The sequence below is a fragment of the Vibrio tapetis subsp. quintayensis genome, from assembly GCF_030409945.1.
Classification (GTDB): Bacteria; Pseudomonadota; Gammaproteobacteria; order Enterobacterales; family Vibrionaceae; genus Vibrio; species Vibrio quintayensis.
In genome coordinates this window covers 59,930-83,967 of record NZ_JAUFQV010000009.1, presented here as the reverse complement: position 1 = coordinate 83,967, position 24,038 = coordinate 59,930, and the positions used below count along the sequence as shown (strand labels likewise).

Here is a 24,038-nt window from a genome sequence, read left to right as displayed (position 1 = left end):
TTTTAAAGCTATTACCATTCCAACAGAATGGTAATGAATTGACTGTGCCAAAATTAAGTAAACTTAATTTCGTATTGGTCACTCAGTTCATTGAAACCAAATTTGTTTCCGAAGAAACAGTTTTTACCGAGGTAAAAACATTTTGATTATCATCAACGAGTGCCCACACAGATTGATAGGTTTAAATTGTTAAAGAGCTTTTCGAATCGAGCATTGCTTGATTCGGACGGCCATTCTAGCGATTTAAGTTTTAGTGTCAACCACTTTTTTCAAAACTATTTTTAAGCACTTGGCTTAGCTAGTAGACCTTGCTAACTCTGGTTCACTTCTTTCGAAACGTTCCCGTGTCAGCGAGGTGGCATTATAGAGATCGGCGTCACTTTGGCAACCCCAATTAACCACTTTTTTCGAATATTTTGTTTGTTTGAATACTTTCCAACCAACTGCGTCTAAATGTTAGTCAAGTTGCCCGAAATTTCGGATCTGATGCGAGAATTTAGTCACTTTTTCCCAATTAGTATATTCAACTTCTTTACTAGTATCGGTTTCTCCACCAGTCATGGTCATAATAAAGCGAATCATGACTCGGTCAAAAAATCCGTAACGTGGGTAATAAAGCGCACCGGCAAACACACCTATCAATTTAGGCTGCCAAGGCGACTTCTTTAAAAACGTCTTTATATAGGCGCTACCTTCAGGCGTATCTTTTCCTTCAGCTTCTTTACGTGCGGTTAGGTTGACACAGAAAAAGGCCACATTACCTTGTTCGAGCTGTTCTAAATGCTGCTCAATAAACTGATAAAGCTTTTTATTCAAATGGCCATAGCGAATCGATGCACCAATCACAACACGATCGTAATTAGATAGTTCAACCTTGCCTATTTGGTGAATGTCTTGAGTCTCACAATCGAACTCGCCAAGTTCCTTCTTTATATAGTCGAGAATTTTAACGGTTTGCCCTTCTCGGCTTGAGTGCAATAACAGTAACTTTTCCATTTTCATTCCTTAACTACGCCAGAACGTTGGAGTCAACAGAATCAATAGCGTAAAAATCTCTAATCGTCCAAACAACATGGATACAATCAACACCCACTTAGCGTTGTCATTTACATCGCCAAAATGAAGCGCAACATCGCCAAGTCCTGGGCCTAAATTATTCAGTGTTGCAGCAACGGCAGAAAATGCCGACAACTCGTCCATACCCGTAGCAATCAGTGCCAGCATACAAACAACAAACACAAGTGCGTAGGCAGAAAAGAAACCCCAGACCGCATCAACAACACGTTGTGATAACGCAGAACCACCCACTTTGATGGTGTACACCGCTCTTGGGTGTACCAAGCGTTTCATTTCACGAGCACCTTGCAAGGTGAGCAATAAAATTCGTATTACTTTCATTCCACCACCAGTAGAACCAGCGCAGCCCCCTATAAAAGAAGAGAATAACAATAGTACTGGCAAAAATAGCGGCCACTCGGAGAAACCCGTAGTGGTAAACCCTGCGGTAGTCGAGATAGACACCGTTTGGAAAAGTGCCTGATCAAATGCATCGTATACAGAGTCGTAAGAGTGATGCTTTAAAAGCAATAGAAAACATATTAAGAATAAGACAGCCTGTATAAAGATAAAGGCTCGAAATTCAGGATCTTTCCAATAGTATCTAGGATGAACGCCGCCGGACGCAAAAGCGGCAAAGTGCAAAGAGTAGTTACACGCGGAAATGAGCAAGAACACCACTGTAATCATATTGATCACATGACTATCAAAGTAGGCCATGCTTGCATCATGTGTAGAGAAACCACCGATAGCAATCGTTGAAAAACTATGGCTTATCGCATCAAACACACTCATGCCCGCCAACCAAAATGCAGTTGCACAAGCAATCGTTAGGCTCAAGTAGATATACCAAAGCACCTTTGCGGTTTCTGCAATTCGCGGTGTCATTTTGGTATCTTTTACTGGGCCTGGTATTTCAGCCCGATACAGCTGCATGCCACCAATGCCCAAGACTGGCAGAATGGCAACCGCAAGAACAATGATTCCCATACCTCCGAACCACTGCAGAAACTGTCGATAAAACAAAATAGCTTTAGGTAATTCATCTAGTCCAACAATAACCGTTGCGCCGGTCGTTGTTAAGGCAGAGAAAGACTCAAAGAAAGCATCTGTTACTGAAATATTGGGGTTATCAGAGATAAGAAATGGCAGAGCACCGGCGCTGCCGATTACCGTCCAAAAAAGCACTACGATAAGAAAACCGTCTCGGGCCTTTAATTCATGCTTATGTTTGCGGTTAGGAAACCAAAAAAATCCACCACACATCAGTAATACAACAAATGTCGTGACAAAAGGCACACCGGCACCATCACGATAAATAAGAGCAACAAAAGCTGGGGCTAACATTGATACACTGAAAAGTGCCAGCAATAGGCCAACGATGCGGATAATTGAACGAATTTGCATTCTTAAATATGAAGCAGCGCTTCGAAATTCCTAATAGTCATCTAACGGCGTAACCAATACTTTGGCAGCGCTCTTATTAATAATGGTTTGAGTAAACGGACTGACTTGATTTACTTCAATGGCTACCACTATCGTAATTCGGCTTTGATACTGAGCCTCTATTTGTTCTGCTTTAAACTCAGCCATTACCGACTGCACTAAAGGCATAAGCGAGTAGTCTAACTCTAGCTTCAAATTTGTGGTGATTTTTTTCTCGATAGTTTGAAGCAACTTCAGTGCTTGTTGAACACCGCCGCCGTATGCTTTGACCAAACCACCGGTCCCAAGCTTAATTCCTCCCGAATAACGGGTGACAACAGCGGTGATCTCTCCAACCCCAGACCCTGCCAGTTGGGCTAATATCGGTTTCCCGGCAGTGCCTGATGGTTCGCCATCATCACTAAAGCCAAATTTCATCGAGTTTTCAGGTCTACCTGCAACGAAGCCCCAACAGTTGTGTCTTGCTCCTGAATGACGCTGCTTTATTTGATCAACAAATTCTTTGGCTAACTCAATAGAAGGAGTATGAGACAAATGGGTTATGAATACGCTCTTTTTGATCTCTTCTTCAAACAAAGCGGGGGCAGATGGAATGTTAAATGGCTGAAGATTCATGATAATGAGGTTAAAAAAATCAAGATAGTCAGTGTATCACGACACCACATCAAAGCGCACCAGACAAGACCTCAACCACAAATGTTAAACACCTGTTTAAAAATGTATTGAAATTAACCAAAACAAAGAGCAAACTGAGTTTGCTAAACAATTTAGCAACATAACTATAACACTCACTCTGTCAGACAATCATGGATTGTGCGTCATGGAGATAGACAATGATTTACCAATCTAACACCCTACAAGTAAAGGAATTACAAGACGGAATCGCCGAGTTAAGCTTCTGCTCTCCAGAATCAGTTAACAAACTCGACGTTGCAACTCTTGAATCGCTGGATAAAGCCCTTGATGCCCTGAAGCAAGCCACTTCAGTATCAGGTTTAATCCTAACTTCAAACAAAAATGCATTTATTGTCGGCGCTGATATTACCGAATTCCTCGGTCTATTTGCGAAGCCAGAAGAAGAATTAGACCAATGGTTGCGCTATGCCAACGACGTGTTTAATAAGTTGGAAGACCTTCCATTCCCAACGCTATCTGTTCTGCGTGGCCACACTTTAGGTGGTGGCTGTGAATGCGTACTCGCAACCGATTTCCGTATTGGTGATAAGACCACCAGCATTGGTCTACCAGAAACCAAACTCGGTATTATGCCGGGGTTTGGCGGTAGTGTGCGCTTACCTCGTGTGATCGGTGCTGATAGCGCCATGGAGATAATTACTCAAGGCAAAGCTTGTCGAGCAGATGAAGCCTTAAAGCTGGGGCTATTAGATGCTGTTGTTGATAGCGACCAACTTTTAGAATCAGCAATCAAGACCATCACACAAGCGAAAAATGAAAAAATTGACTGGCAGTCTCGACGTCAGCAAAAAACGTCGCCACTGACGCTGAGCAAACTCGAAGCTATGATGAGTTTTACCATGGCAAAAGGCCTTGTTGCTCAAAAGGCTGGCCCTCATTACCCAGCTCCGATTACATCAGTAAAAGCTATTGAAGAAGCCGCTCGCCTAAGCCGAGACGCGGCTTTAGATATTGAGCGCAAACACTTTGTGACACTAGCAAAAACTGACGTAGCCCAAGCCTTGGTTGGTTTGTTCTTAAGCGACCAATACATCAAAGGTTTAGCGAAAAAAGCTGAAAAATCAGCTCAAACTGACACCAAGAGAGCAGCTGTACTTGGCGCAGGTATCATGGGCGGGGGTATCGCTTATCAATCTGCATTGAAAGGTGTCCCTGTCATCATGAAAGACATCGCTCAGGCATCCCTTGATTTAGGTATGAATGAAGCGTCAAAATTACTCAACAAACGCCTATCTCGTGGTCGATTAGATGGCTTCAAGATGGCTGGTATTCTTTCTTCCATCACGCCTAGTTTGCACTATGCAGGTATCGAGCAAGCCGATATCGTTGTGGAAGCCGTTGTAGAAAATCCAAAAATCAAAGCGGCCGTATTGGCTGAAGTCGAAGATAAAGTAGAAGACAACGCGGTCGTTACTTCTAATACTTCAACTATTCCAATCAACTTACTGGCTAAGTCACTAAAACGCCCAGAAAACTTCTGTGGCATGCACTTCTTCAACCCAGTACATCGTATGCCTTTGGTCGAAATTATCCGTGGTGAGAAGACCTCTGATGAAACCATCAATCGTGTTGTTGCTTACGCAGCTAAAATGGGCAAATCACCCATTGTCGTTAATGACTGCCCAGGGTTCTTTGTAAACCGAGTACTTTTCCCTTACTTCGGTGGTTTCAGTGACCTGCTTCGTGATGGCGCTGACTTTACTCAAGTAGACAAAATCATGGAAAGGAAGTTTGGCTGGCCAATGGGCCCGGCTTACTTGCTCGATGTGGTTGGAATAGATACCGCTCACCATGCTCAAGCGGTGATGGCGCAAGGTTTCCCAGAGCGCATGGGTAAAAATGGCCGTGACGTGATTGATGCGCTATTTGAAGCAGATAAATACGGTCAGAAAAACGGTTCTGGATTCTACAGCTACAGCGTAGATAAAAAAGGCCGACCAAAGAAAACCTTCGATGACAGCATATTACCGACACTCGAGTCGGTAACGAATGACAAGCAAAGCTTCGACGAACAAACCATTATTCAGCGAATGATGATTCCAATGATCAATGAAGTTGCTCTGTGTTTAGAAGAAGGCATTATTGCTTCTCCACAAGAAGCCGACATGGCATTGGTGTACGGATTAGGCTTCCCTCCATTCAGAGGTGGTGTGTTCCGTTACCTAGATACCATAGGTGTTGCTAACTATGTTGCAATGGCCGCCAACTACAAAGAACTCGGCCCGTTGTACCAAGTGCCTCAATTGCTACTTGATATGGCGAAAGACAATGGCAGCTTCTATAACGCCCAAGTCGAGCAATCACTGTAACCACCCATTGGAGAAGGAAATTCAAAATGAATAACGTTGTAATTGTTGATTGCCTGCGTACGCCGATGGGTAAATCGAGAGCCGGTGCATTTCGACATACTCGTGCTGAAGATTTATCAGCACACTTAATGAAAGGGCTGCTAGAACGTAACCCGCAAGTCAATCCATCACAAATTGAAGACATTTACTGGGGTTGTGTTCAACAAACTCTAGAGCAAGGATTTAATATTGCTCGTAATGCCTCACTGCTGGCAGGTGTACCAATTGAAGTCGGCGCTGTTACGGTTAACCGACTATGTGGTTCATCAATGCAAGCCCTGCATGATGCTTCTCGCGCTATCATGGTGGGAGATGCGGAAATCTGCATGGTGGGTGGCGTAGAGCACATGGGTCATGTACCGATGAACCATGGGGTCGACTTCCATCCAGGTATGTCAAAAAATGTTGCTAAAGCGGCAGGCATGATGGGCCTAACAGCAGAAATGCTCGGTAAAATGCATGGTATAAGTCGTGAAGAACAAGATGCGTTTGCCGCTCGTTCCCACGCACGTGCTCATGCCGCAACAGTGGAAGGTCGCTTCAAAAACGAAATTCTACCTATTGAAGCTCATGCGCCAGACGGCACTTTGTTCACACTAGATCACGATGAAGTCATTCGCCCAGAAACCTCTGTTGAGGGCTTAGCACAACTTCGCCCTGTATTTGACCCTGCTAACGGCACCGTAACTGCAGGGACATCATCAGCGTTATCTGATGGCGCCTCGGCTATGCTGCTTATGAGTGAAGATAAAGCCAATGAACTTGGTTTAACCATTCGAGCTAAAGTTCGCTCTATGGCTGTCGCTGGATGCGACCCTTCAATTATGGGTTACGGCCCAGTACCAGCAACACATAAAGCACTTAAGCGCGCTGGTCTAAATATTGAAGATATGGACGTCATTGAGCTTAATGAAGCCTTTGCAGCTCAGTCTTTACCTTGTGCCAAAGATCTTGGTTTACTTGATGTGGTCGATGAAAAAGTGAATCTAAACGGTGGCGCTATTGCGCTTGGTCACCCTTTAGGCTGCTCTGGGACTCGTATATCAACAACTCTGATCAATTTAATGGAAGCAAAAGATGCTAAATACGGTTTAGCGACCATGTGTATTGGTTTAGGCCAAGGCATCGCCACCATTTTTGAAAGGCCATAAACCGCTAGCTGAGTTAAATAGAAGTACAAACCCTAAAGGCGACGAAAGTCGCCTTTAGTCTATGCGTAACATGCATAGTTAAAATGCCAAAGTATCACTTTTGTCATACCAAATATCCGACTACACTTGCTTTACTTAATCTTGCTTTGTATCAAGCCTCTGTGGAGATCATCATGTTTAACGCTCTCGTTCTAAATCAAGAAGAAAAACGCACCATCGCTAGCATAGAACAAATCGAATTAGCTCAATTACCGGAAGGCGATGTTGTAGTAGATGTCGATTATTCATCACTGAACTACAAAGATGGCTTGGCGATTACCGGCAAAGGAAAAATTATCCGTAACTTCCCTATGGTTCCGGGAATCGATCTTGCCGGGACGGTATCAAGCTCTGAGGACGCTCGTTATCAAGTGGGTGACAAAGTGGTTCTAACCGGCTGGGGAGTAGGTGAAAACCATTGGGGCGGTATGGCTCAAAAAGCACGCCTAAAAGGTGATTGGCTTGTTCCTATGCCAAAAGCAATGGACAGCAAGAAATCCATGATGGTTGGCACCGCTGGTTTTACAGCAATGTTATGCGTGCAAGCTTTACTTGATGCTGATGTAAAACCAGACTCTGGTGAGATATTGGTTACAGGTGCTAGCGGTGGTGTCGGTTCAGTTGCGGTTTCACTGTTATCTCAACTTGGTTACCAAGTAGCAGCGGTAACAGGTCGAGTTGAACAAAATGGTCCGTTACTTAAAAAACTTGGCGCTGCTCGTATTATTGACCGTTCAGAATTTGAAGAACCCGCTCGTCCATTAGAAAAGCAAATCTGGGCAGGTGCTGTCGATACTGTTGGTAGTAAGGTTCTAGGGAAAGTACTGGCGCAAATGGATTACAACAGTGCTGTAGCCGCATGTGGCCTTGCCGGTGGTTTTGACTTACCAACGACGGTAATGCCGTTCATTCTACGAAATGTGCGCCTACAAGGTGTAGACTCCGTTTCATGCCCACTAGAAAAACGCATCTCAGCATGGGAAAAGCTCGGCGAATTACTGCCTGAAAGCTACTTTGAGCAGGCATGTACCGAAGTCGAACTCAAAGATGCGCCAAAATACGCAGAAGACATCACTAACGGCCAAGTCACCGGTCGTGTGGTTATCAAGCTATAGTTAGTATCAAGCGATAAAAAACAATAAGATCCGGGGGCGCACCAACATTGCGCTCCCTGTAATCCTATCTACCCATCCAACCCCATATCTTCCACTCGCTTGGCGATTAAACGGCCACACTCTTCTTTGACGATACTCCGCAGCCACTCTTGTGCGGGTGAGTGATCGCATCGTGTATGCCAAATCATCGAATAATCAAACGGCGTAAACTGGAATGGCAACGGCTTAACCACTAGGTTATGTCGGTCTTCAACTAAATAAGCCAAATCGGCAGGCACAGTGATAATCAAAGGGATAGTATCGACTATCGCGAGCGCCGCTTCTAGGTGATAAGCCCTAAGCACCATATTACGTTCCGGCTCGCCGACTAAAGCTTGGTCTAGCAAGGCTTTTACGCCATCACTAATCGCAATCATCGCGTGCGGATAATATTGGTAATCTTGCAGGGTCATTTCTTTGTTCGCTAACGGGTGTTGCTTTGAAAGCAAGCAGAGTACACCGACCCTACCAAGAATTTCGCTTTGTAACGGTGCAACTGGCGCGGTAGGGCGACATATGGCTAAATCTGCCCCTTGGGCTGCCAATTGACTGGCTAATTGATCGTGTTGCAGTGGAATGAAGTTAAACTTCACCTTAGGTGCTTCATGGTAAATACGCGGCAATGCAAACGGTAAGATAGTCTGCATCGCATAGTCGGTGGTCGCAATCGTAAAGGTTTGTTCGCACTCTTTAGGCTCAAACTCTTTACTCGACAATAACCACCTTAGAGATTCAAGTGGCTCGCTCAAAGCAGTGTCAAGTTCTAATGCTTTTACGGTCGGAATCAACTTCTGGCCTTGGCGAGTGAATAAAGGATCATCCAACAATACTCTCAGACGCCCTAACACTCGGCTCATCGCAGATTGGCTCAAATTTAAACGAGCTGCTGCCTTACTAACGCTGCCCTCTTCAATAAGCACACGCAAGGCAACCAGCAAGTTGAGATCTCGACGATAAATTTCTTCCAATTCCACTACATTCGACCTTATTTACACCATAACCGTTAAATCATGATGCCAGATGCACTTAGATACAATATAGCAGGCAAAAAAATCCCGCCTTATCAGCGGGGAAGCCCAAGAAAAACTGGGGATAGTGTCGGAATTCGGTTTGAGTTAGATCGAAGTTTATTGTTACTTTTCTTATTCCTCGGTTTTTTCAATGCTCGGCTGCCAACGGTACATTTCGACACCAATACCAAAAATCGTCGAAAAAAGGCCAATTAGTGGCAGTAATGATACATTCGGCGATGTTCTTAATACCAAAGCGCAAAACGTGATAAAACCGAGAACGGTATAAATTGTGAGTCTGTCTAGTCGATTTAACATAGCCCATCCTTAGCTAAATGTTGCACGATTGTTAAAATTTAATTTATATGAAATTGTTCACTTTGCCAAGAGCTTATTGCATATTTTTTCTTCACTAGTATGATCTTGTCTCCATCAATACCGAGTAAAGTAAAAAAAATGACTTTTGATCCAACCATTGCCACTAATACGTTAGAAGCCGAAGGATTGCGCTGCCCAGAACCTGTCATGATGGTGAGAAAAACAATCCGCACAATGGAAGATGGCGAAGTCTTGCTGGTTACAGCCGATGACCCATCAACAACAAGAGACATTCCAAGCTTTTGTCGATTTATGGATCACCAATTAATTAGTGCCCAAGTAGACAAGATGCCTTTTCAGTATCTGATTAAGAAAGGTATGGATTAGTTTGATGTGGTGTTATTTAAAAGGCTGTAACATCGACAGCCTTTTTGACTTTATTCCATTTCGTTAGAATGAACACGCTTTTGTAGGCTATCAACTTGATGGTGAAGATCGCGCAGTTCATTTCGTAAAGGAATGATGTGAAGAACTCTTACCCATGACTCAACTGCCAACGCGGTCATGATAACCGACCCAGCAACCATTGGAAGCCACATATCCGTTAGCGCCATTCCTAACAAGGTTAACGCCAATCCGGTGGTAAAAAGATAACTTTGACTCTGTGGAGTGATCCCCATATAACGTGCCAGCATAATAGTGCCCTCTCGCTATGATTCACACTATTAAGATAACATGACAATTGTGACACTTATATGGCAATACAGTCGATTCACGGCGGTTTCAGTCGGATATTTGATCCCAGCCAAAGAACCCAATTTAGACATGTTTTTTTGGTTTGGTGCTCTCACAGAAGAGCACCAAAATAGAGCTGAGTAAGCTCAGGGTTAGAGTAGTAATAAATTAACTTTTGGGTGTTAAATCCAATACATGAAGTAGCCTTTCAGGCGTTCCTTCCCAAACCATTGGGCGACCTTTCGGGTTATCTGCACTCCACCAGCCAGTGAATCGAGTGGTGTTGTATTGATAAAAGTTAGGGCCGGATAGTACAGGCACTGTTACTTGATTTTCAGCAATCAAGCTTTGAATATCATGAGCAATATTCTTCTGCTTCTTCATGTCGGCTGTTTTGTAGAAACTATCTAATAGCGTATCTAGCTGATCGTTTTTCCAGTGATGCATGGCGAAACGAGGCATACCTTCAGACTCTTGCAAACGAGAGTGGTAACCGCTGTCCCAATATTTATGTGGTGTCGGGCCATGGAAATAATTTGTGTAAGCAATGTCGTAATCAGCATTTTGCATAGACTGATTGTAAATCGAGAAGTCAGGCGTTCTCGCTTTCGCATTAATGCCCACTTCTTGCAACTGCTCTGTTGCTAACATCACGGTATTATTAAAATCAGTCCAGCCTTGAGGTGATTGAATGATCAATTCAAACGCTTCGCCGTCAGGAGACTCAACCAAGCCATCGCCATTGATATCTTTATAACCCGCTTCAGCTAATAACGCTTTTGCGTTGCTTTTCGAGTAAGTCATGTAGCTTTGATATTTTTTATGTACCGATTCATCAGACCAAGCTTCAAAAGCATAACCGAGCCCTGATGCGAAATCATTAATAACGCCATTTCCGTAGTTAGCAATATCAATGATGGTTTGGCGATCCAATGCCATCGAAAACGCACGTCTAAATTGCACATCGGTGAGTACCTTGTGCTTCACTTTATCTTTAGATTCATAGTTAAAGACAAACGCTTGAGTTCCTGCTGGTGGATACCAATAGCCATGATTAGCCGATGCTTTTAGGTAAGTTTGATCGATATCAGGAACAAATGAGCCAGCCCAATCAATGCGAGAGTTCATCAACTCACCCAACACTTGATCATTATGATTCATCTGAGGAATTCGCAAACAATCTACATCCAAATTATTGTTGTCCCAATAATGAGGGTTTCGACACTGCAAAAACAAAGAAGAAGTAAATTGTGGAATATCAGTGAATGGGCCAGTCCCGACTGGGTTTTCATTTAAAAACTCTGCCGGTGCTGTTACTTTGTTCCATTGATGCTCGGGAACAATCGGGATCTGAACAATTTCGTAAGTACCATTGGTGTTCACTTCTTTCATATGGAAACGAACTTGGTATTGATTGAGCTTTTCTACCGACTTAATTTTGTTGTTAATGCCACGGTCATCCAAAGCAGGGAAATCTTTTACCAATCCAAATGTAAACACCACATCGTCGGCATCAAAGGTTTCTCCATCTGACCACTTAACACCCTCACGCAAGTCAAAGGTAATGCTAAGTAAATCTTCACTCATGGTTGAGTTAGTTGCCAAGCGATACTCAGGTACATTGCCTTTTAATTCGTTGAATACCACCAGCGGTTCGAACATAAAGTCACGAGCTGTGTGTAAGCGAGAAACAGCAAACGGATTAAAGTTACGGATCAATGAAGCGTTGTGATTAGGAATAATGGTTAACTGAGATAGGCTACTAAGATCTTGAGCAGAAACAGATTGAGCAGACAACAACACCGCAGCTCCAATCGCACTACTTAGTAAAGCTTTGTTCATAATGACATCCTGTGATTAAGTTTCGAACAAGATATCGATTTACAAAATCAGCCTCAAGTTGATCAAATTCAAATAAAAACAGAAAGTTACTGCAACTATTAATTTACTCAATAATTTTTAATTCAAACTACGTCATTCAGTTCTATACACAAAAATTAAAGGTGAAGTCACTCGAAAAGCCAAATATTCTGATGAAACCTTACTACAGCTGTAACAATGTGTTTCGAATGCTGAAATTGCTTAATATGTGAGCGCGATGCTAATTATTCATTTTCATTACTAGATACACATCGACCTTTTTCATGCTCTATCCACTAACAAAAGCAAAAAATAGCCCAAAAGCACAAATATGCTGGCTAAATAAACAACATTGCCCCTACTCGACCTATCAATATTTGCGTATAATCTGAGGTTATTTCTAAAAAACCAGATAGAAGAATCGCGCGAATTTAATTATGCAAAAATACGATATCAAAACCTTCCAGGGAATGATCCTCGCGCTGCAGGATTATTGGGCTCAGAATGGTTGTACCATTGTTCAACCTCTAGATATGGAAGTAGGTGCTGGCACCTCCCACCCAATGACATGTTTACGTGCACTTGGCCCAGAGCCAATGTCTACGGCATACGTTCAACCTTCACGTCGTCCTACTGATGGCCGTTACGGTGAAAACCCGAACCGTCTGCAGCACTATTATCAGTTCCAAGTAGCACTAAAGCCTTCTCCTGATAACATTCAAGAGTTGTACTTAGGTTCACTTGAAGTGCTTGGTGTCGATCCATTAGTTCATGATATTCGCTTCGTAGAAGACAACTGGGAAAACCCAACATTGGGTGCTTGGGGTCTTGGCTGGGAAGTTTGGTTAAACGGCATGGAAGTAACTCAATTTACTTACTTCCAACAAGTTGGCGGCCTTGAGTGTAAACCTGTTACAGGTGAAATAACTTACGGTATCGAGCGTCTAGCAATGTACATCCAGGAAGTAGACTCAGTTTACGACCTTGTTTGGAACGTAGCACCTGACGGCTCTAACGTGACTTACGGTGACATTTTTCACCAAAATGAAGTTGAGCAATCAACCTACAACTTCGAGCACGCAGACGTAGATTTCCTATTCACTTTCTTCGACCAGTGCGAAAAAGAGTGTAAAGAACTGCTTGAGCTTGAGAAGCCACTTCCGCTTCCAGCTTACGAGCGCATTCTAAAAGCAGGTCACGCATTCAACATCCTTGATGCGCGCAAAGCTATCTCTGTAACAGAGCGCCAACGTTACATCCTTCGTATCCGCAACCTGACTAAAGCTGTTGCAGAAGCGTACTACGCGTCACGTGAAGCACTTGGCTTCCCAATGTGCCGATCTGTAGAAGAAAAGGAAGGTAAATAATCATGGCGAAGAATTTTCTAATTGAACTGGGTACGGAAGAGCTTCCACCAACGGCACTTCGTTCTCTAGCAGAAGCCTTTGCTTCTAACTTTGAATCAGGTCTTAAAACTGCTGAGCTTTCTCACGAAGGCATCAAGTGGTACGCAGCACCTCGTCGTCTAGCACTTAAAGTGACTGCTCTGGCTGAAGGCCAAGCAGACAAAGTGGTAGAGAAGCGCGGTCCTGCAATTTCGGTTGCATTCGATGCAGAAGGCAACGCGACTAAAGCTGCGCAAGGTTGGGCTCGTGGTAACGGTATTACTGTTGAGCAAGCTGACCGTCTGAAAACAGACAAAGGCGAGTGGCTTCTTTTCAAACAAGAAGTGGCTGGCAAACCAGTTCAAGAATTGGTGATGGACATCGCTGCGAAAGCACTCGCTGGCCTACCAATTCCTAAAGCAATGCGCTGGGGTAACTCAGACATTCAATTTATCCGTCCAGTGAAAACACTGACAGTACTACTAGGCGATGAGCTTGTTGAAGGCAAAATCCTAGGCGTAGCTTCTGCTCGTACTATCCGTGGCCACCGTTTCATGGGCGAACAAGAGTTCACCATCGACTCTGCTGACCAATACCCTGCGATCTTAGAAGAGCGCGGTAAAGTAATGGCAGATTACGATGCGCGTAAAGCAATCATCCTTGCTGATGCTAAAAAAGCAGCAGACGCGGTTGGCGGTATTGCTGACCTAGAAGATGACCTTGTTGAAGAAGTCACCTCTTTGGTTGAGTGGCCAGTGGTGCTTACTGCTAAGTTTGAGCAAGAGTTCCTAAAAGTGCCTTCTGAAGCCTTGGTTTACACCATGAAAGGCGACCAGAAGTACTTCCCAGTGTATGACGCTGATAAGAACCTTCTGCCAAACTTTATCTTCGTTTCGAACATCGAGTCTAAAGAGCCTCGTCACGTAATCGAAGGTAACGAGAAGGTGGTACGTCCACGTCTTGCTGATGCTGAGTTCTTCTTCAACACAGACCGTAAGCGTCCGCTTATCGACCGTCTTGCTGAACTAGACCAAGCTATCTTCCAGAAGCAACTGGGCACGATCAAAGACAAAACCGACCGCATCACAGAACTTGCTGGCTACATTGCTGAGCAAATCGATGCTGACGTTGAAAAATCTAAGCGTGCAGGCCTACTGGCTAAGTGTGACCTAATGACATCAATGGTATTCGAATTTACGGATACTCAAGGTGTGATGGGCATGCACTACGCGACTCACGATGGTGAAGACGAGCAAGTAGCACTGGCACTTTACGAGCAGTACATGCCTCGTTTCGCGGGTGACACACTGCCAAGCACTAGTATTTCATCTGCAGTCGCAATGGCAGACAAGCTAGACACTATCGTAGGTATCTTCGGTATTGGCCAAGCACCAAAAGGTTCTGACCCATTCGCGCTACGTCGTGCATCACTAGGTGTGCTACGTATCATCGTTGAAAACGGCTACAACCTAGACCTAACCGACCTTATCGGTAAAGCGAAAGAGCTACTAGGCGACAAGCTAACTAACGAAAACGTAGAAGCTGACGTTATCGACTTCATGCTAGGTCGTTTCCGCGCATGGTACCAAGATGCTGGTTTCAGCGTTGATATCATCCAAGCGGTACTAGCACGTCGTCCAACGAAGCCAGCTGACTTTGACCAACGTGTTAAAGCGGTTTCTCACTTCCGTGAACTGGAAGCAGCAGAAGCACTAGCAGCAGCGAACAAGCGTGTAGGTAACATCCTTGCGAAATTCGATGGTGAATTGGCACAAGAGATTGACCTAGCACTACTGCAAGAAGATGCAGAAAAGGCACTTGCCGAAAACGTTGAAGTAATGACGGAAGCGCTAGAGCCCGCATTCGCGACAGGCAACTACCAAGAAGCCCTAAGCAAGCTTGCAGATCTACGTGAACCTGTTGATGCATTCTTCGACAACGTAATGGTTATGGCTGATGACGAAGCTCTGAAAAAGAACCGTCTAACGCTGCTTAATAACCTGCGTAACCTTTTCCTACAGATTGCGGATATTTCTCTACTGCAGAAATAATTACCCGCATTACTGTAAGACTCTCAAAGCCCTGCTCATCCGAGCAGGGCTTTGTTTTATCTGTTTCTAGCAATCTCTGCTATGCCTCGCAAAAACATTGCGGTATGTTGATAAATCCAACAAAACCAGCATCAACACTGGAATATGACAAATAAATAATAATTAGGTAATCGAGCAATGCAATTCTCTAAATTTGGTGAAAAATTCAATCGCTACTCTGGAATCACACAATTGATGGACGACCTTAACGAAGGTCTACGCACACCAGGAGCCATTATGCTCGGTGGTGGCAATCCAGCCGCAATTCCAGCCATGCTCGAATATTTTAATCAAGCCAGTAAAGAGATGCTCGATAATGGTGAGCTTATAGCCGCCATGGCAAATTATGATGGACCACAAGGTAAAGACACCTTTGTTAAAAATCTAGCTGTCCTATTAAAGCAAACCTATGGTTGGGATATATCTGAAAAAAACATTAGCCTAACCAATGGTAGCCAAAGTGGTTTTTTCTACCTATTCAATCTGTTTGCTGGCCAGCAACAAGACGGCTCTCATAAGAAAATCCTACTACCATTAGCGCCAGAGTACATTGGTTATGGTGATGCGGGTATTGACGACAATATTTTCGTTTCTTATCACCCAGAGATAGAAATGCTGGATAATCGCCAGTTCAAATACCACGTAGACTTCGAACAGCTAAAAATTGATGACTCTGTCGCGGCTATTTGCGCCTCACGCCCTACAAATCCAACAGGTAATGTACTGACTGATGGAGAAATTCAAAAGTTAGATAAACTGGCTCGAGAAAACAACATCCCACTTATCATTGATAACGCCTATGGTACACCCTTCCCCAACATCATCTTTGAAGAGGTCACGCCTTTTTGGAATGACAATACCATTCTATGCATGAGCTTATCTAAACTGGGTTTACCTGGTGTGCGCTGCGGTATTGTTATCGCCAATGAAGAAGTGACCCAAGCCCTTGCTAACATGAATGGCATTATTAGCTTAGCGCCGGGCAGCATTGGTCCTGCGATCGCAAACCACATGATTGAGTCGGGTGACCTTTTACGTTTAAGCAGTGATGTTATTAAGCCGTTCTATCAACAAAAGTCATTAAGAGCGGTAGAATTACTACAAAAAGCGATACCTGATGAGCGCTTCCGTATCCATAAACCTGAAGGTGCTATCTTCTTATGGCTATGGTTTGATGAACTGCCAATTACCACCATGGAACTGTATAAGCGCCTTAAAGATCGCGGAGTTTTAATTGTGCCAGGAGAGTATTTCTTTATTGGCCAAGAAGACGAGTGGGATCATGCTCATCAATGCCTGCGCATGAACTACGTGCAAGATGATGAAGCGATGCAAAAAGGCATAGCTGTGATTGCTGAAGAAGTGGCTAAAGCGTACGCCGAAGGCTAGAGGCTAGAGGCTAGAAATGACAAGAGCAAAAGCGACGCTTTTGCTCTTTTTTTTCCTGTTTAACGACGTTTCGTTACAACGGATGAACGAACGAGTTGTGGTTATTCGCTGTCGATGAGGTTTTTGCCATTGATGGCTATTTTTCGCGCTTTCATCGCTTCAGGAATTTCACGCTCTAAGTCGACGTGCAGTAGGCCATTTTCCATTGTCGCTCCGACCACTGTTACGTAGTCAGCGAGTTGGAATTTACGCTCAAAGTCACGCTCTGCGATGCCTTGATATACGTAATTCTTACCTTCTTCGGCTTGACGTTCTCCACGAACAATCAACATGTTCTCTTTTTGAGTGATATCGAGTTGTTCATCAGCAAAACCTGCCACCGCCATAGTAATACGGTAGTTATTTTCATCTTTTTGCTCAATGTTGTACGGAGGGTAGCCGCCAGAAGTGTTCTTGGCATTGTTGGTTTCCATCAGGTTTAACAAACGGTCAAAACCAATGGCGTTACGGTATAGGGGAGTGAAATCTACATTACGCATAATACTATCCTTTAATAAGCAATAGCCTTAGCTGCTAAGTTAGCTAAGGGGGTCAGCATACTGTTCTGTTGATAATTGATCATTCAATTACGCTCAGACACAGTGACTGATTGAGTTAAGTTTTGTGCTTTCCTTCGTTGGACAAGCGGTTAAGAGGCCCTATCGGCATCCTCTTCATAACTAGATATAGGGATGGGGGAAATGAAGTTCAAGGGGAAAATGAAAAAAAACGCCACCCGAAGGCAGCGTTTCTTTATTACTTGGTAGCACCGAAGCACTACACGTCTAGGTTAGCTACCTTCAACGCATTTTCTTCAATGAAGTTACGACGAGGTTCTACGTGATCACCCATTAGTGTGGTGAACAGCTGATCCGCACCAACTGCATCGTCGATCGTCACTTGCAACATACGGCGAGTCTCTGGATCCATTGTCGTTTCCCACAATTGATCCGGGTTCATCTCACCCAGTCCTTTGTAGCGCTGTAGGCTAAGACCACGACGTGATTCTTTAATTAACCAGTTCAGTGCTTCAACAAAGGTAGTAACAGGCAAAGTACGCTCGCCACGTTTAATGTAAGCGCCCTCTTCAATTAAGCCATCTAGTGCTTCTGAAAGATCCGCTAACTTAGCGAACTCTTTCGAATTGATTAAATCGATGCTTAATAGATATTCGTGCGTCACACCATGAGTACGTACAACAATCTTAGGTAGGTTAATACCCATCTCAGCGTGTTGTTCGATCTCTAGGCTGTATTGGCTCGCGCCTTCTTCTTTCGCATTAAGCTGAGTCACCAACTGTTGACCCCAAGCTTCTACTGCTGAAGCATCATGGCACTGTTCCATTGTAATACGAGGTGTGTAAATCAACTCGTGGATCAGTGCACGAGGGTAACGGCGGCTCATGCGATCAACCAGCTTGATACCCGCATTGTATTGCTGTACCAGTTTCTCTAGAGCTTCACCAGAGAAAGCAGGTGCTTCAGCATTTACGTGCAATGATGCGTTATCTAGCGCCAATGAAACCTGGTATTGGCTCATCGCGTCTTCATCTTTAATGTATTGCTCTTGCTTGCCTTTCTTCACTTTGTAAAGCGGTGGCTGAGCGATGTAGATGTAGCCACGCTCAATAAGCTCTGGCATTTGACGGTAGAAGAAGGTCAATAGTAGCGTACGAATGTGCGAACCATCGACATCGGCATCGGTCATGATGATGATGTTGTGGTAACGCAATTTATCCGGGTTGTACTCGTCACGACCGATACCACAACCTAATGCAGTAATAAGCGTTGCCACTTCTTGCGAAGACAACATCTTGTCGAAACGTGCTTTTTCTACGTTAAGGATTTTACCTTTCAGTGGCAAAATCGCTTGGTTTTTACGGTTACGCCCCTGCTTGGCTGAGCCGCCAGCAGAGTCCCCTTCCACTATGTATAGTTCAGATTGTGCAGGGTCTTTTTCTTGGCAGTCTGCTAGTTTACCCGGCAAGCCCGCTAAATCGAGAGCACCTTTACGACGAGTCATTTCACGCGCTTTACGCGCAGCATCACGAGCTCGCGCTGCATCAATGATTTTGCTACAAACGATCTTAGCTTCACTTGGGTTCTCAATTAGGAACTCAGACAGTTTTTCACCCATTGCCGATTCAACCGCAGATTTAACTTCAGATGAAACCAGCTTGTCTTTAGTTTGGCTTGAGAACTTAGGATCTGGCACTTTAACCGAAACAATCGCAGTTAAGCCTTCACGAGCATCATCACCTGATGTCGCCGCTTTCGCTTTCTTCGAGTAGCCTTCTTTATCCATGAAGCTGTTTAGCGTACGCGTTAGCGCTGCACGGAAACCAGCAAGGTGAGTACCACCATCCCGTTGAGGGATGTTGTTGGTGAAACAGAAGATGTTCTCTTGGTAACCATCATTCCACTGCATTGCTACTTCAACAGAAATGCCGTCTTCACGCTCATAATCAAAGTGGAAAACTTTTTGGATGATTGGTGTTTTGTTGGTATTCAAGTAATCAACAAACGCCTGAGTACCACCTTCGTAGCAGAAGTGGTCCATCTTATCTTCTTCACGCTCATCAATCAGTTTGATTGAGACGCCAGAGTTCAAAAATGACAATTCACGTAAGCGTTTAGCCAGAATTTCATAGTGAAAATGTACGTTTGTAAACGTATCTTCACTCGGCCAAAAGCGGATAACCGTACCCGTTTTGTCAGTGCTGCTAGTTACACCTAGTGGTGCGTCTGGCTCACCGTGACGATAAGTCTGCTGATGAGTAGAGCCTTGGCGATAGATCGTTAAGTCGACTTGTTTTGATAAGGCGTTTACAACCGAAACACCAACACCGTGCAAACCACCAGAAACCTTGTAAGAGTTATCATCGAACTTACCGCCGGCATGAAGTACCGTCATGATAACTTCAGCAGCAGAAACGCCTTCTTCAGGGTGAATTTCTGTTGGGATACCACGGCCGTCATCGCTTACCGATACGGAGTTATCCTCATGAATAGTCACAATGATGTCATTACAGTGACCTGCTAACGCTTCATCAATTGAGTTATCCACCACCTCAAAAACCATGTGGTGCAAACCGGTGCCATCATCAGTGTCGCCGATGTACATACCTGGACGCTTTCGTACTGCATCCAGACCCTTCAGTACTTTAATACTCGATGAATCGTAATTTTCAGACATGAGTTACTCTCTGACTATTTATCCTTGCTCTATTGTGCCATGTTCCACATGAAACATCTTGCCATTTTCATCATGCATATCTGCAACTTGGCTGGCGGTAATAGAACTCACAAAAACTTGTGCCCCCGTCTGCTGCAGGCAATCTGCAAGACGTTGGCGACGTTGACTATCTAATTCAGATGCAAAGTCATCTATTAGATAGATGCATTGCTTACCTGTTTGTTGCGTTAAGTGTTGCCCTTGTGCGACCCGAAGGGCACAAACCATCAGCTTTAACTGACCTCTAGACAACACATCTTCTACCGGTGTTCCCGATATTTTTATCTTTAAATCAGCTTTGTTTGGGCCACTAAAGGTATAGCCGAGCTGTTGGTCGCGCTCAAAATTGTCGCGCAATATATCGCTATAAGGGGTGCTTTTATCCCACCCGCGATAGTAATTCAGCTGGATATCAAACTCAGGCAAAAATGACTGACAAATTTCTTCAGCGACCTGGCGAACTTGTTCTACGTATTCACTGCGCCAAGCACTGATTTTTTCGGCCAACTCAGCTAATTCTTGATCCCAGTAACTGAGTTCTCGATAGCCCGTAGCCGTTTTCAATAAGGCGTTTCTTTGCTTATTTAATCGCTTCAACCGCCCCCAAGCTTCATAAAACTGAGGCTCAGTATGAAACACACCCCAATCAATAAATGCACGGCGATGTTTTGGTCCATCGGTGAGTAAATCAAAGCCCTCAGGATGAATCAATTGCAAAGGTAATACTTGTGCTAACTGAGCGAGCTTCTGCCCAGATTGACCGCCTATTTTAACCTCTGTTGAGCCATCACGCTGTTTATTTATGCCAATTGGTAGCTCAAATTGATCCGAGTTCAAAAAACGGCCATGCACAAACAGTTCACTGCAGTCATTTTGTATGACTCGGCCCGTTAGTGAACTTTTAAAAGAACGGCCATGTCCCAATAAATAGATGGCTTCTAACACACTGGTTTTGCCACTACCATTGGGGCCGATAAGAAAATTAAAGCCTGGTGACAATTCAATATCACAGGCTTTAATATTACGAAATTGCTGAACGATTAATCGAGTAAGAGGCATCAAGCCAGCCTATTACAAACGAATTGGCATTACGACATACATGGCACTGTCATCTTGAGCATTTTCAACTAACGCACTGGCATTAGCATCAGACATCGAGATACGCACTTGATCACAACGCAGTGTATTTAATACATCTAATACGTAGCTAACATTGAAACCAATTTCTAGTGCATCACCTTGATAAGACACATCCAAAACTTCTTCGGCTTCTTCTTGCTCAGGGTTGTTTGCGGTGATGCGCATTTCACTGCCATCAAAGTTCACTCGAACACCACGGAACTTTTCATTCGACAAAATAGCCGCACGAGAAAACGCTTGGCGCAGTTCGTCACAGCTTGCCTCTAGTGTTTTGTTACTACTTTGCGGCATTACGCGTCGATAATCGGGGAAACGGCCATCAACAAGCTTAGAAGTAAATGTGAAATTATTTACTTCAGCTCGGATATTTGAGCTGCCGATCTGCAATGTCACGTCTTGCTCTGGTGAATCAAGCAACTTAACCAACTCTTGCACGCCTTTGCGTGGCACGATGATTTGCTTATTTTCAAACTCACCCACAAGGGTCGTTTGAGATACCGCCATACGGTGGCCATCGGTCGCTACAGAACGAAGCGTGGTGCCGTCAACTTCGAACAACATGCCATTTAAATAATAGCGAACATCTTGGTTCGCCATGGAAAATTGAGTTTTTTCTACTAAACCACGTAGATCACCTTGGGACAGAGATAATGCAACATCATCTTGCCAATCTTCAATGTTTGGGAAATCACTTGCTGGTAACGTAGCGAGAGAAAAGCGACTGCGACCCGAGCGTAATTGAATACGATCAGCATCTAATACAACGGTAATGACCGCCGCATCAGGTAAACCACGACAAATATCTAAAAATTTACGCGATGGAACAGTAATACTACCCGCTTCAAAGTCACCTTCGAGTGCCACTCGGCTTACCAACTCGACCTCTAGGTCAGTTGCAGTCATCGATAATGTGTTGTCTTCTACCTTGAGCAGCAAATTCCCCAAAATAGGCAATGTTGGCCGGCCACCAAGTGCGCCAGACACTTGCTGTAATGGTTTGATTAAATGGCTACGTTCAATGGTAAATTTCATTTTTGTCTCTTTTATTCCCTTACGATGAAAGGGTGCGGATCAGGTTAGAATAGTCTTCTTTTATATCATGACTCTCTTCACGAAGCTGCTGTATCTTACGACAAGCATGCAGCACCGTAGTATGGTCACGACCACCAAAAGCATCGCCAATTTCTGGCAAGCTGTGGTTTGTTAACTCTTTAGACAATGCCATTGCGAGCTGTCTTGGGCGAGCGACCGAACGAGAGCGGCGTTTAGACAGCAAATCAGCCATCTTTATTTTGTAATATTCCGCTACTGTCTTTTGAATGTTGTCGATAGTGACCAGTTTTTCTTGCAGCGCTAACAGATCACGCAGCGCTTCACGAACGAAGTCTATTGTGATTGGGCGACCCGTGAAGTTAGCATTCGCTATCACGCGGTTTAATGCACCTTCTAGCTCACGAACATTTGAACGCAAGCGTTTTGCAATAAAGAACGCCACTTCATCCGCTAAGTGTATCTGGTGATCTTCTGCTTTTTTCATCAAAATCGCCACTCGAGTTTCAAGCTCGGGTGGTTCAATTGCGACGGTCAAGCCCCATCCAAATCGAGATTTTAAGCGATCTTCGACGCCGTTGATCTCTTTTGGGTATCGATCTGAAGTAAGAATGATCTGTTGATTGCCTTCCAATAACGCATTAAAGGTATGAAAGAACTCTTCTTGAGAACGCTCTTTATTGGCAAAAAACTGAATATCATCGATCAATAAAGCATCGACACTACGGTAATAACGTTTAAATTCTTCTATCGCATTATTTTGCAGTGCTTTAACCATATCCTGAACAAAACGCTCAGAATGCATATACACCACTTTGGCATTCGGTTTGTTATCAACAATTGCGTTGCCAACAGCGTGCAACAGGTGAGTTTTACCTAAACCTGTTCCGCCATATAGAAAGAGTGGGTTGTATGCTGTACCCGGATTATCAGAAACCTGACGCGCCGCGGCCAAACCGAGCTGGTTCGATTTACCTTCAACAAAGTTATGGAACATATGCTTAGGGTTAACGTTCGAGCGGTGACTAATATTCACCACTTCAGATTCGTCGTCCCAGGTTTTATGAACAGGTACAGGTTTACGCGCTTGCATACGAGCAGGCGCTGAAGACTCAGCGGCTACATCTGCAGGTGAACGAGACGGGCGAACCGGTGCGGATACAGTTGATGTACCCACCTCAAAGCGCAGGCTTGGGATATCATTTCCACAAAATTGCTGCAATAAGCGGTTAATTTTATCAAAATACTTGTCACGAACCCAATCGAGTACAAATCGATTCGGAGCAAATAAAGTAAGGGTATTGTCATTGAGTTCCGCTTTAAGCGGTCGAATCCAAGTATTGAACTCGGTAACGGATAACTCTTCTTGAAGCTGTTGCAAGCATTGCAACCATAGCGAAGATGACACGGTGCCCTCACTCTGACTAAGTTATTTTGGAAAAGGTCGCTAATTCTAGCGCCCTGAATCGCAGATCACCAGCAAATGATCGCAGATCCAGTGAATAAGATCGAAGTTATTCACAATTTGTCACCTTGAATAAGTAAGATCTACATCGTTGTCCCCAAATTTACTCACAATCGTTCTCCTTTTTGACGATCTTTATTGCCTCGCAAGACCAACAACCATCTAAGGGATCGAAAAATCCACACCCACAAAAATAATTCGCTTTTTTTTGTCCACAGGGGATTTTTATCTCTATATGTCACTCGTTTTATCCATAATAGTGCTCAATCACCTTTGTTTACTTACTTTTGACATAATTAATTTACTATTTTTACCCAACAGTAACTGATTGTTTTATAGATTCTTCCACAGCTTTGTCACCGAGAAACAACAGAAAACTCACAGCGATCGGTTAAGGATCCTTGCGCTCTGGATTACAAACCGTATAATTCGT

The 24,038-nt window shown here is 44.0% G+C and carries 19 protein-coding genes; 7 read left to right on the top strand and 12 right to left on the bottom strand.

Annotation, left to right across the window (positions count from 1 at the left end):
* Positions 1 to 456 precede the first annotated feature (456 nt).
* Genes hemG through QWZ04_RS03390 form a run of 3 tightly spaced genes read right to left on the bottom strand, consistent with a single transcriptional unit; the run spans position 457 to position 3,117 of the window.
* A complete protein-coding gene (gene hemG / locus QWZ04_RS03400) occupies positions 457 to 996 on the bottom strand; it encodes a menaquinone-dependent protoporphyrinogen IX dehydrogenase (protein ID WP_290324942.1) in 540 nt (179 codons plus the stop codon).
* Between the two features lie 9 nt (positions 997 to 1,005).
* Positions 1,006 to 2,463: a TrkH family potassium uptake protein gene (locus tag QWZ04_RS03395; protein WP_102523569.1), complete on the bottom strand. Its 1,458-nt coding sequence runs from the start codon at positions 2,461 to 2,463 to the stop codon at positions 1,006 to 1,008.
* Positions 2,464 to 2,493: 30 nt separating this feature from the next.
* Positions 2,494 to 3,117 carry a YigZ family protein gene (locus QWZ04_RS03390; protein ID WP_290324940.1) on the bottom strand — a complete coding sequence of 208 codons (624 nt, stop codon included), beginning with the start codon at positions 3,115 to 3,117 and terminating at the stop codon, positions 2,494 to 2,496.
* Between the two features lie 218 nt (positions 3,118 to 3,335).
* Here QWZ04_RS03390 and fadB point away from each other — a divergent pair, with 218 nt between their 5' ends.
* The 3 genes from fadB to acuI all read left to right on the top strand — a co-directional run bounded on the left by fadB (position 3,336) and on the right by acuI (position 7,851).
* A complete protein-coding gene (fadB, locus tag QWZ04_RS03385; protein ID WP_290324938.1) occupies positions 3,336 to 5,507 on the top strand; it encodes a fatty acid oxidation complex subunit alpha FadB in 2,172 nt (723 codons plus the stop codon).
* 26 nt (positions 5,508 to 5,533) lie between these two features.
* Positions 5,534 to 6,697 (top strand): acetyl-CoA C-acyltransferase FadA, encoded by a 1,164-nt coding sequence (gene fadA / locus QWZ04_RS03380; protein WP_290324936.1) that lies wholly within the window; start codon positions 5,534 to 5,536, stop codon positions 6,695 to 6,697.
* 173 nt (positions 6,698 to 6,870) lie between these two features.
* Positions 6,871 to 7,851 carry an acrylyl-CoA reductase (NADPH) gene (gene acuI, locus QWZ04_RS03375; RefSeq protein WP_290324934.1) on the top strand — a complete coding sequence of 327 codons (981 nt, stop codon included), beginning with the start codon at positions 6,871 to 6,873 and terminating at the stop codon, positions 7,849 to 7,851.
* A gap of 68 nt (positions 7,852 to 7,919) precedes the next feature.
* Here acuI and QWZ04_RS03370 read toward each other — a convergent pair whose 3' ends face one another.
* On the bottom strand, positions 7,920 to 8,864 hold the full coding sequence (locus QWZ04_RS03370; protein ID WP_290324932.1) for a LysR family transcriptional regulator: 945 nt from the start codon (positions 8,862 to 8,864) through the stop codon (positions 7,920 to 7,922).
* A gap of 168 nt (positions 8,865 to 9,032) precedes the next feature.
* On the bottom strand, positions 9,033 to 9,218 hold the full coding sequence (locus QWZ04_RS03365) for a hypothetical protein (protein WP_102523574.1): 186 nt from the start codon (positions 9,216 to 9,218) through the stop codon (positions 9,033 to 9,035).
* Positions 9,219 to 9,356: 138 nt separating this feature from the next.
* On the opposite strand from QWZ04_RS03365, the gene tusA reads away from it, so the two are divergent.
* Positions 9,357 to 9,605, top strand: coding sequence for a sulfurtransferase TusA (gene tusA, locus QWZ04_RS03360; RefSeq protein ID WP_102523575.1), 249 nt, complete (start codon positions 9,357 to 9,359; stop codon positions 9,603 to 9,605).
* A 50-nt stretch (positions 9,606 to 9,655) separates the two neighbouring features.
* Here the strand turns inward: tusA and QWZ04_RS03355 are convergent, their stop codons facing one another.
* Complete coding sequence (locus tag QWZ04_RS03355; protein WP_290324927.1) at positions 9,656 to 9,913, bottom strand: hypothetical protein; 258 nt, start codon at positions 9,911 to 9,913, stop codon at positions 9,656 to 9,658.
* Positions 9,914 to 10,121: 208 nt separating this feature from the next.
* Complete coding sequence (locus tag QWZ04_RS03350) at positions 10,122 to 11,795, bottom strand: ABC transporter substrate-binding protein (RefSeq protein ID WP_290324925.1); 1,674 nt, start codon at positions 11,793 to 11,795, stop codon at positions 10,122 to 10,124.
* Between the two features lie 455 nt (positions 11,796 to 12,250).
* Here QWZ04_RS03350 and glyQ point away from each other — a divergent pair, with 455 nt between their 5' ends.
* The 3 genes from glyQ (at position 12,251) to QWZ04_RS03335 (ending at position 16,677) form a co-directional block, all read left to right on the top strand.
* Positions 12,251 to 13,180 (top strand): glycine--tRNA ligase subunit alpha, encoded by a 930-nt coding sequence (glyQ, locus tag QWZ04_RS03345; RefSeq protein ID WP_004736678.1) that lies wholly within the window; start codon positions 12,251 to 12,253, stop codon positions 13,178 to 13,180.
* A gap of 2 nt (positions 13,181 to 13,182) precedes the next feature.
* Positions 13,183 to 15,249, top strand: coding sequence for a glycine--tRNA ligase subunit beta (gene glyS / locus QWZ04_RS03340; RefSeq protein ID WP_290324921.1), 2,067 nt, complete (start codon positions 13,183 to 13,185; stop codon positions 15,247 to 15,249).
* Positions 15,250 to 15,426: 177 nt separating this feature from the next.
* Positions 15,427 to 16,677: a valine--pyruvate transaminase gene (locus QWZ04_RS03335; RefSeq protein ID WP_290324918.1), complete on the top strand. Its 1,251-nt coding sequence runs from the start codon at positions 15,427 to 15,429 to the stop codon at positions 16,675 to 16,677.
* A 101-nt stretch (positions 16,678 to 16,778) separates the two neighbouring features.
* On the opposite strand, the gene QWZ04_RS03330 is transcribed toward QWZ04_RS03335, so the two are convergent.
* From QWZ04_RS03330 to dnaA, 5 genes are all read right to left on the bottom strand, one after another.
* Positions 16,779 to 17,216 (bottom strand): Hsp20 family protein, encoded by a 438-nt coding sequence (locus tag QWZ04_RS03330; RefSeq protein ID WP_290324916.1) that lies wholly within the window; start codon positions 17,214 to 17,216, stop codon positions 16,779 to 16,781.
* Positions 17,217 to 17,493: 277 nt separating this feature from the next.
* Positions 17,494 to 19,911: a DNA topoisomerase (ATP-hydrolyzing) subunit B gene (gene gyrB / locus QWZ04_RS03325; RefSeq protein WP_290324914.1), complete on the bottom strand. Its 2,418-nt coding sequence runs from the start codon at positions 19,909 to 19,911 to the stop codon at positions 17,494 to 17,496.
* A gap of 18 nt (positions 19,912 to 19,929) precedes the next feature.
* Positions 19,930 to 21,009 (bottom strand): DNA replication/repair protein RecF, encoded by a 1,080-nt coding sequence (gene recF, locus QWZ04_RS03320; RefSeq protein ID WP_290324912.1) that lies wholly within the window; start codon positions 21,007 to 21,009, stop codon positions 19,930 to 19,932.
* Positions 21,010 to 21,021: 12 nt separating this feature from the next.
* Positions 21,022 to 22,122, bottom strand: coding sequence for a DNA polymerase III subunit beta (dnaN, locus tag QWZ04_RS03315; RefSeq protein ID WP_290324910.1), 1,101 nt, complete (start codon positions 22,120 to 22,122; stop codon positions 21,022 to 21,024).
* Positions 22,123 to 22,141: 19 nt separating this feature from the next.
* On the bottom strand, positions 22,142 to 23,548 hold the full coding sequence (gene dnaA / locus QWZ04_RS03310; RefSeq protein WP_290324907.1) for a chromosomal replication initiator protein DnaA: 1,407 nt from the start codon (positions 23,546 to 23,548) through the stop codon (positions 22,142 to 22,144).
* Positions 23,549 to 24,038 lie beyond the last annotated feature (490 nt).

Excerpts from the sequence above, each read along its gene's own strand:
- glyQ (WP_004736678.1), top strand. The coding sequence starts at position 12,251 with ATGCAAAAATACGATATCAAAACCTTCCAGGGAATGATCCTCGCGCTG.
- tusA (WP_102523575.1), top strand. The coding sequence starts at position 9,357 with ATGACTTTTGATCCAACCATTGCCACTAATACGTTAGAAGCCGAAGGA.
- QWZ04_RS03365 (WP_102523574.1), bottom strand. The coding sequence starts at position 9,218 with ATGTTAAATCGACTAGACAGACTCACAATTTATACCGTTCTCGGTTTT.
- glyS (WP_290324921.1), top strand. The coding sequence starts at position 13,183 with ATGGCGAAGAATTTTCTAATTGAACTGGGTACGGAAGAGCTTCCACCA.
- hemG (WP_290324942.1), bottom strand. The coding sequence starts at position 996 with ATGGAAAAGTTACTGTTATTGCACTCAAGCCGAGAAGGGCAAACCGTT.
- gyrB (WP_290324914.1), bottom strand. The coding sequence starts at position 19,911 with ATGTCTGAAAATTACGATTCATCGAGTATTAAAGTACTGAAGGGTCTG.
- acuI (WP_290324934.1), top strand. The coding sequence starts at position 6,871 with ATGTTTAACGCTCTCGTTCTAAATCAAGAAGAAAAACGCACCATCGCT.
- QWZ04_RS03330 (WP_290324916.1), bottom strand. The coding sequence starts at position 17,216 with ATGCGTAATGTAGATTTCACTCCCCTATACCGTAACGCCATTGGTTTT.
- QWZ04_RS03395 (WP_102523569.1), bottom strand. The coding sequence starts at position 2,463 with ATGCAAATTCGTTCAATTATCCGCATCGTTGGCCTATTGCTGGCACTT.
- dnaN (WP_290324910.1), bottom strand. The coding sequence starts at position 22,122 with ATGAAATTTACCATTGAACGTAGCCATTTAATCAAACCATTACAGCAA.
- QWZ04_RS03390 (WP_290324940.1), bottom strand. The coding sequence starts at position 3,117 with ATGAATCTTCAGCCATTTAACATTCCATCTGCCCCCGCTTTGTTTGAA.
- recF (WP_290324912.1), bottom strand. The coding sequence starts at position 21,009 with ATGCCTCTTACTCGATTAATCGTTCAGCAATTTCGTAATATTAAAGCC.
- QWZ04_RS03335 (WP_290324918.1), top strand. The coding sequence starts at position 15,427 with ATGCAATTCTCTAAATTTGGTGAAAAATTCAATCGCTACTCTGGAATC.
- fadA (WP_290324936.1), top strand. The coding sequence starts at position 5,534 with ATGAATAACGTTGTAATTGTTGATTGCCTGCGTACGCCGATGGGTAAA.
- fadB (WP_290324938.1), top strand. The coding sequence starts at position 3,336 with ATGATTTACCAATCTAACACCCTACAAGTAAAGGAATTACAAGACGGA.
- QWZ04_RS03355 (WP_290324927.1), bottom strand. The coding sequence starts at position 9,913 with ATGCTGGCACGTTATATGGGGATCACTCCACAGAGTCAAAGTTATCTT.
- QWZ04_RS03350 (WP_290324925.1), bottom strand. The coding sequence starts at position 11,795 with ATGAACAAAGCTTTACTAAGTAGTGCGATTGGAGCTGCGGTGTTGTTG.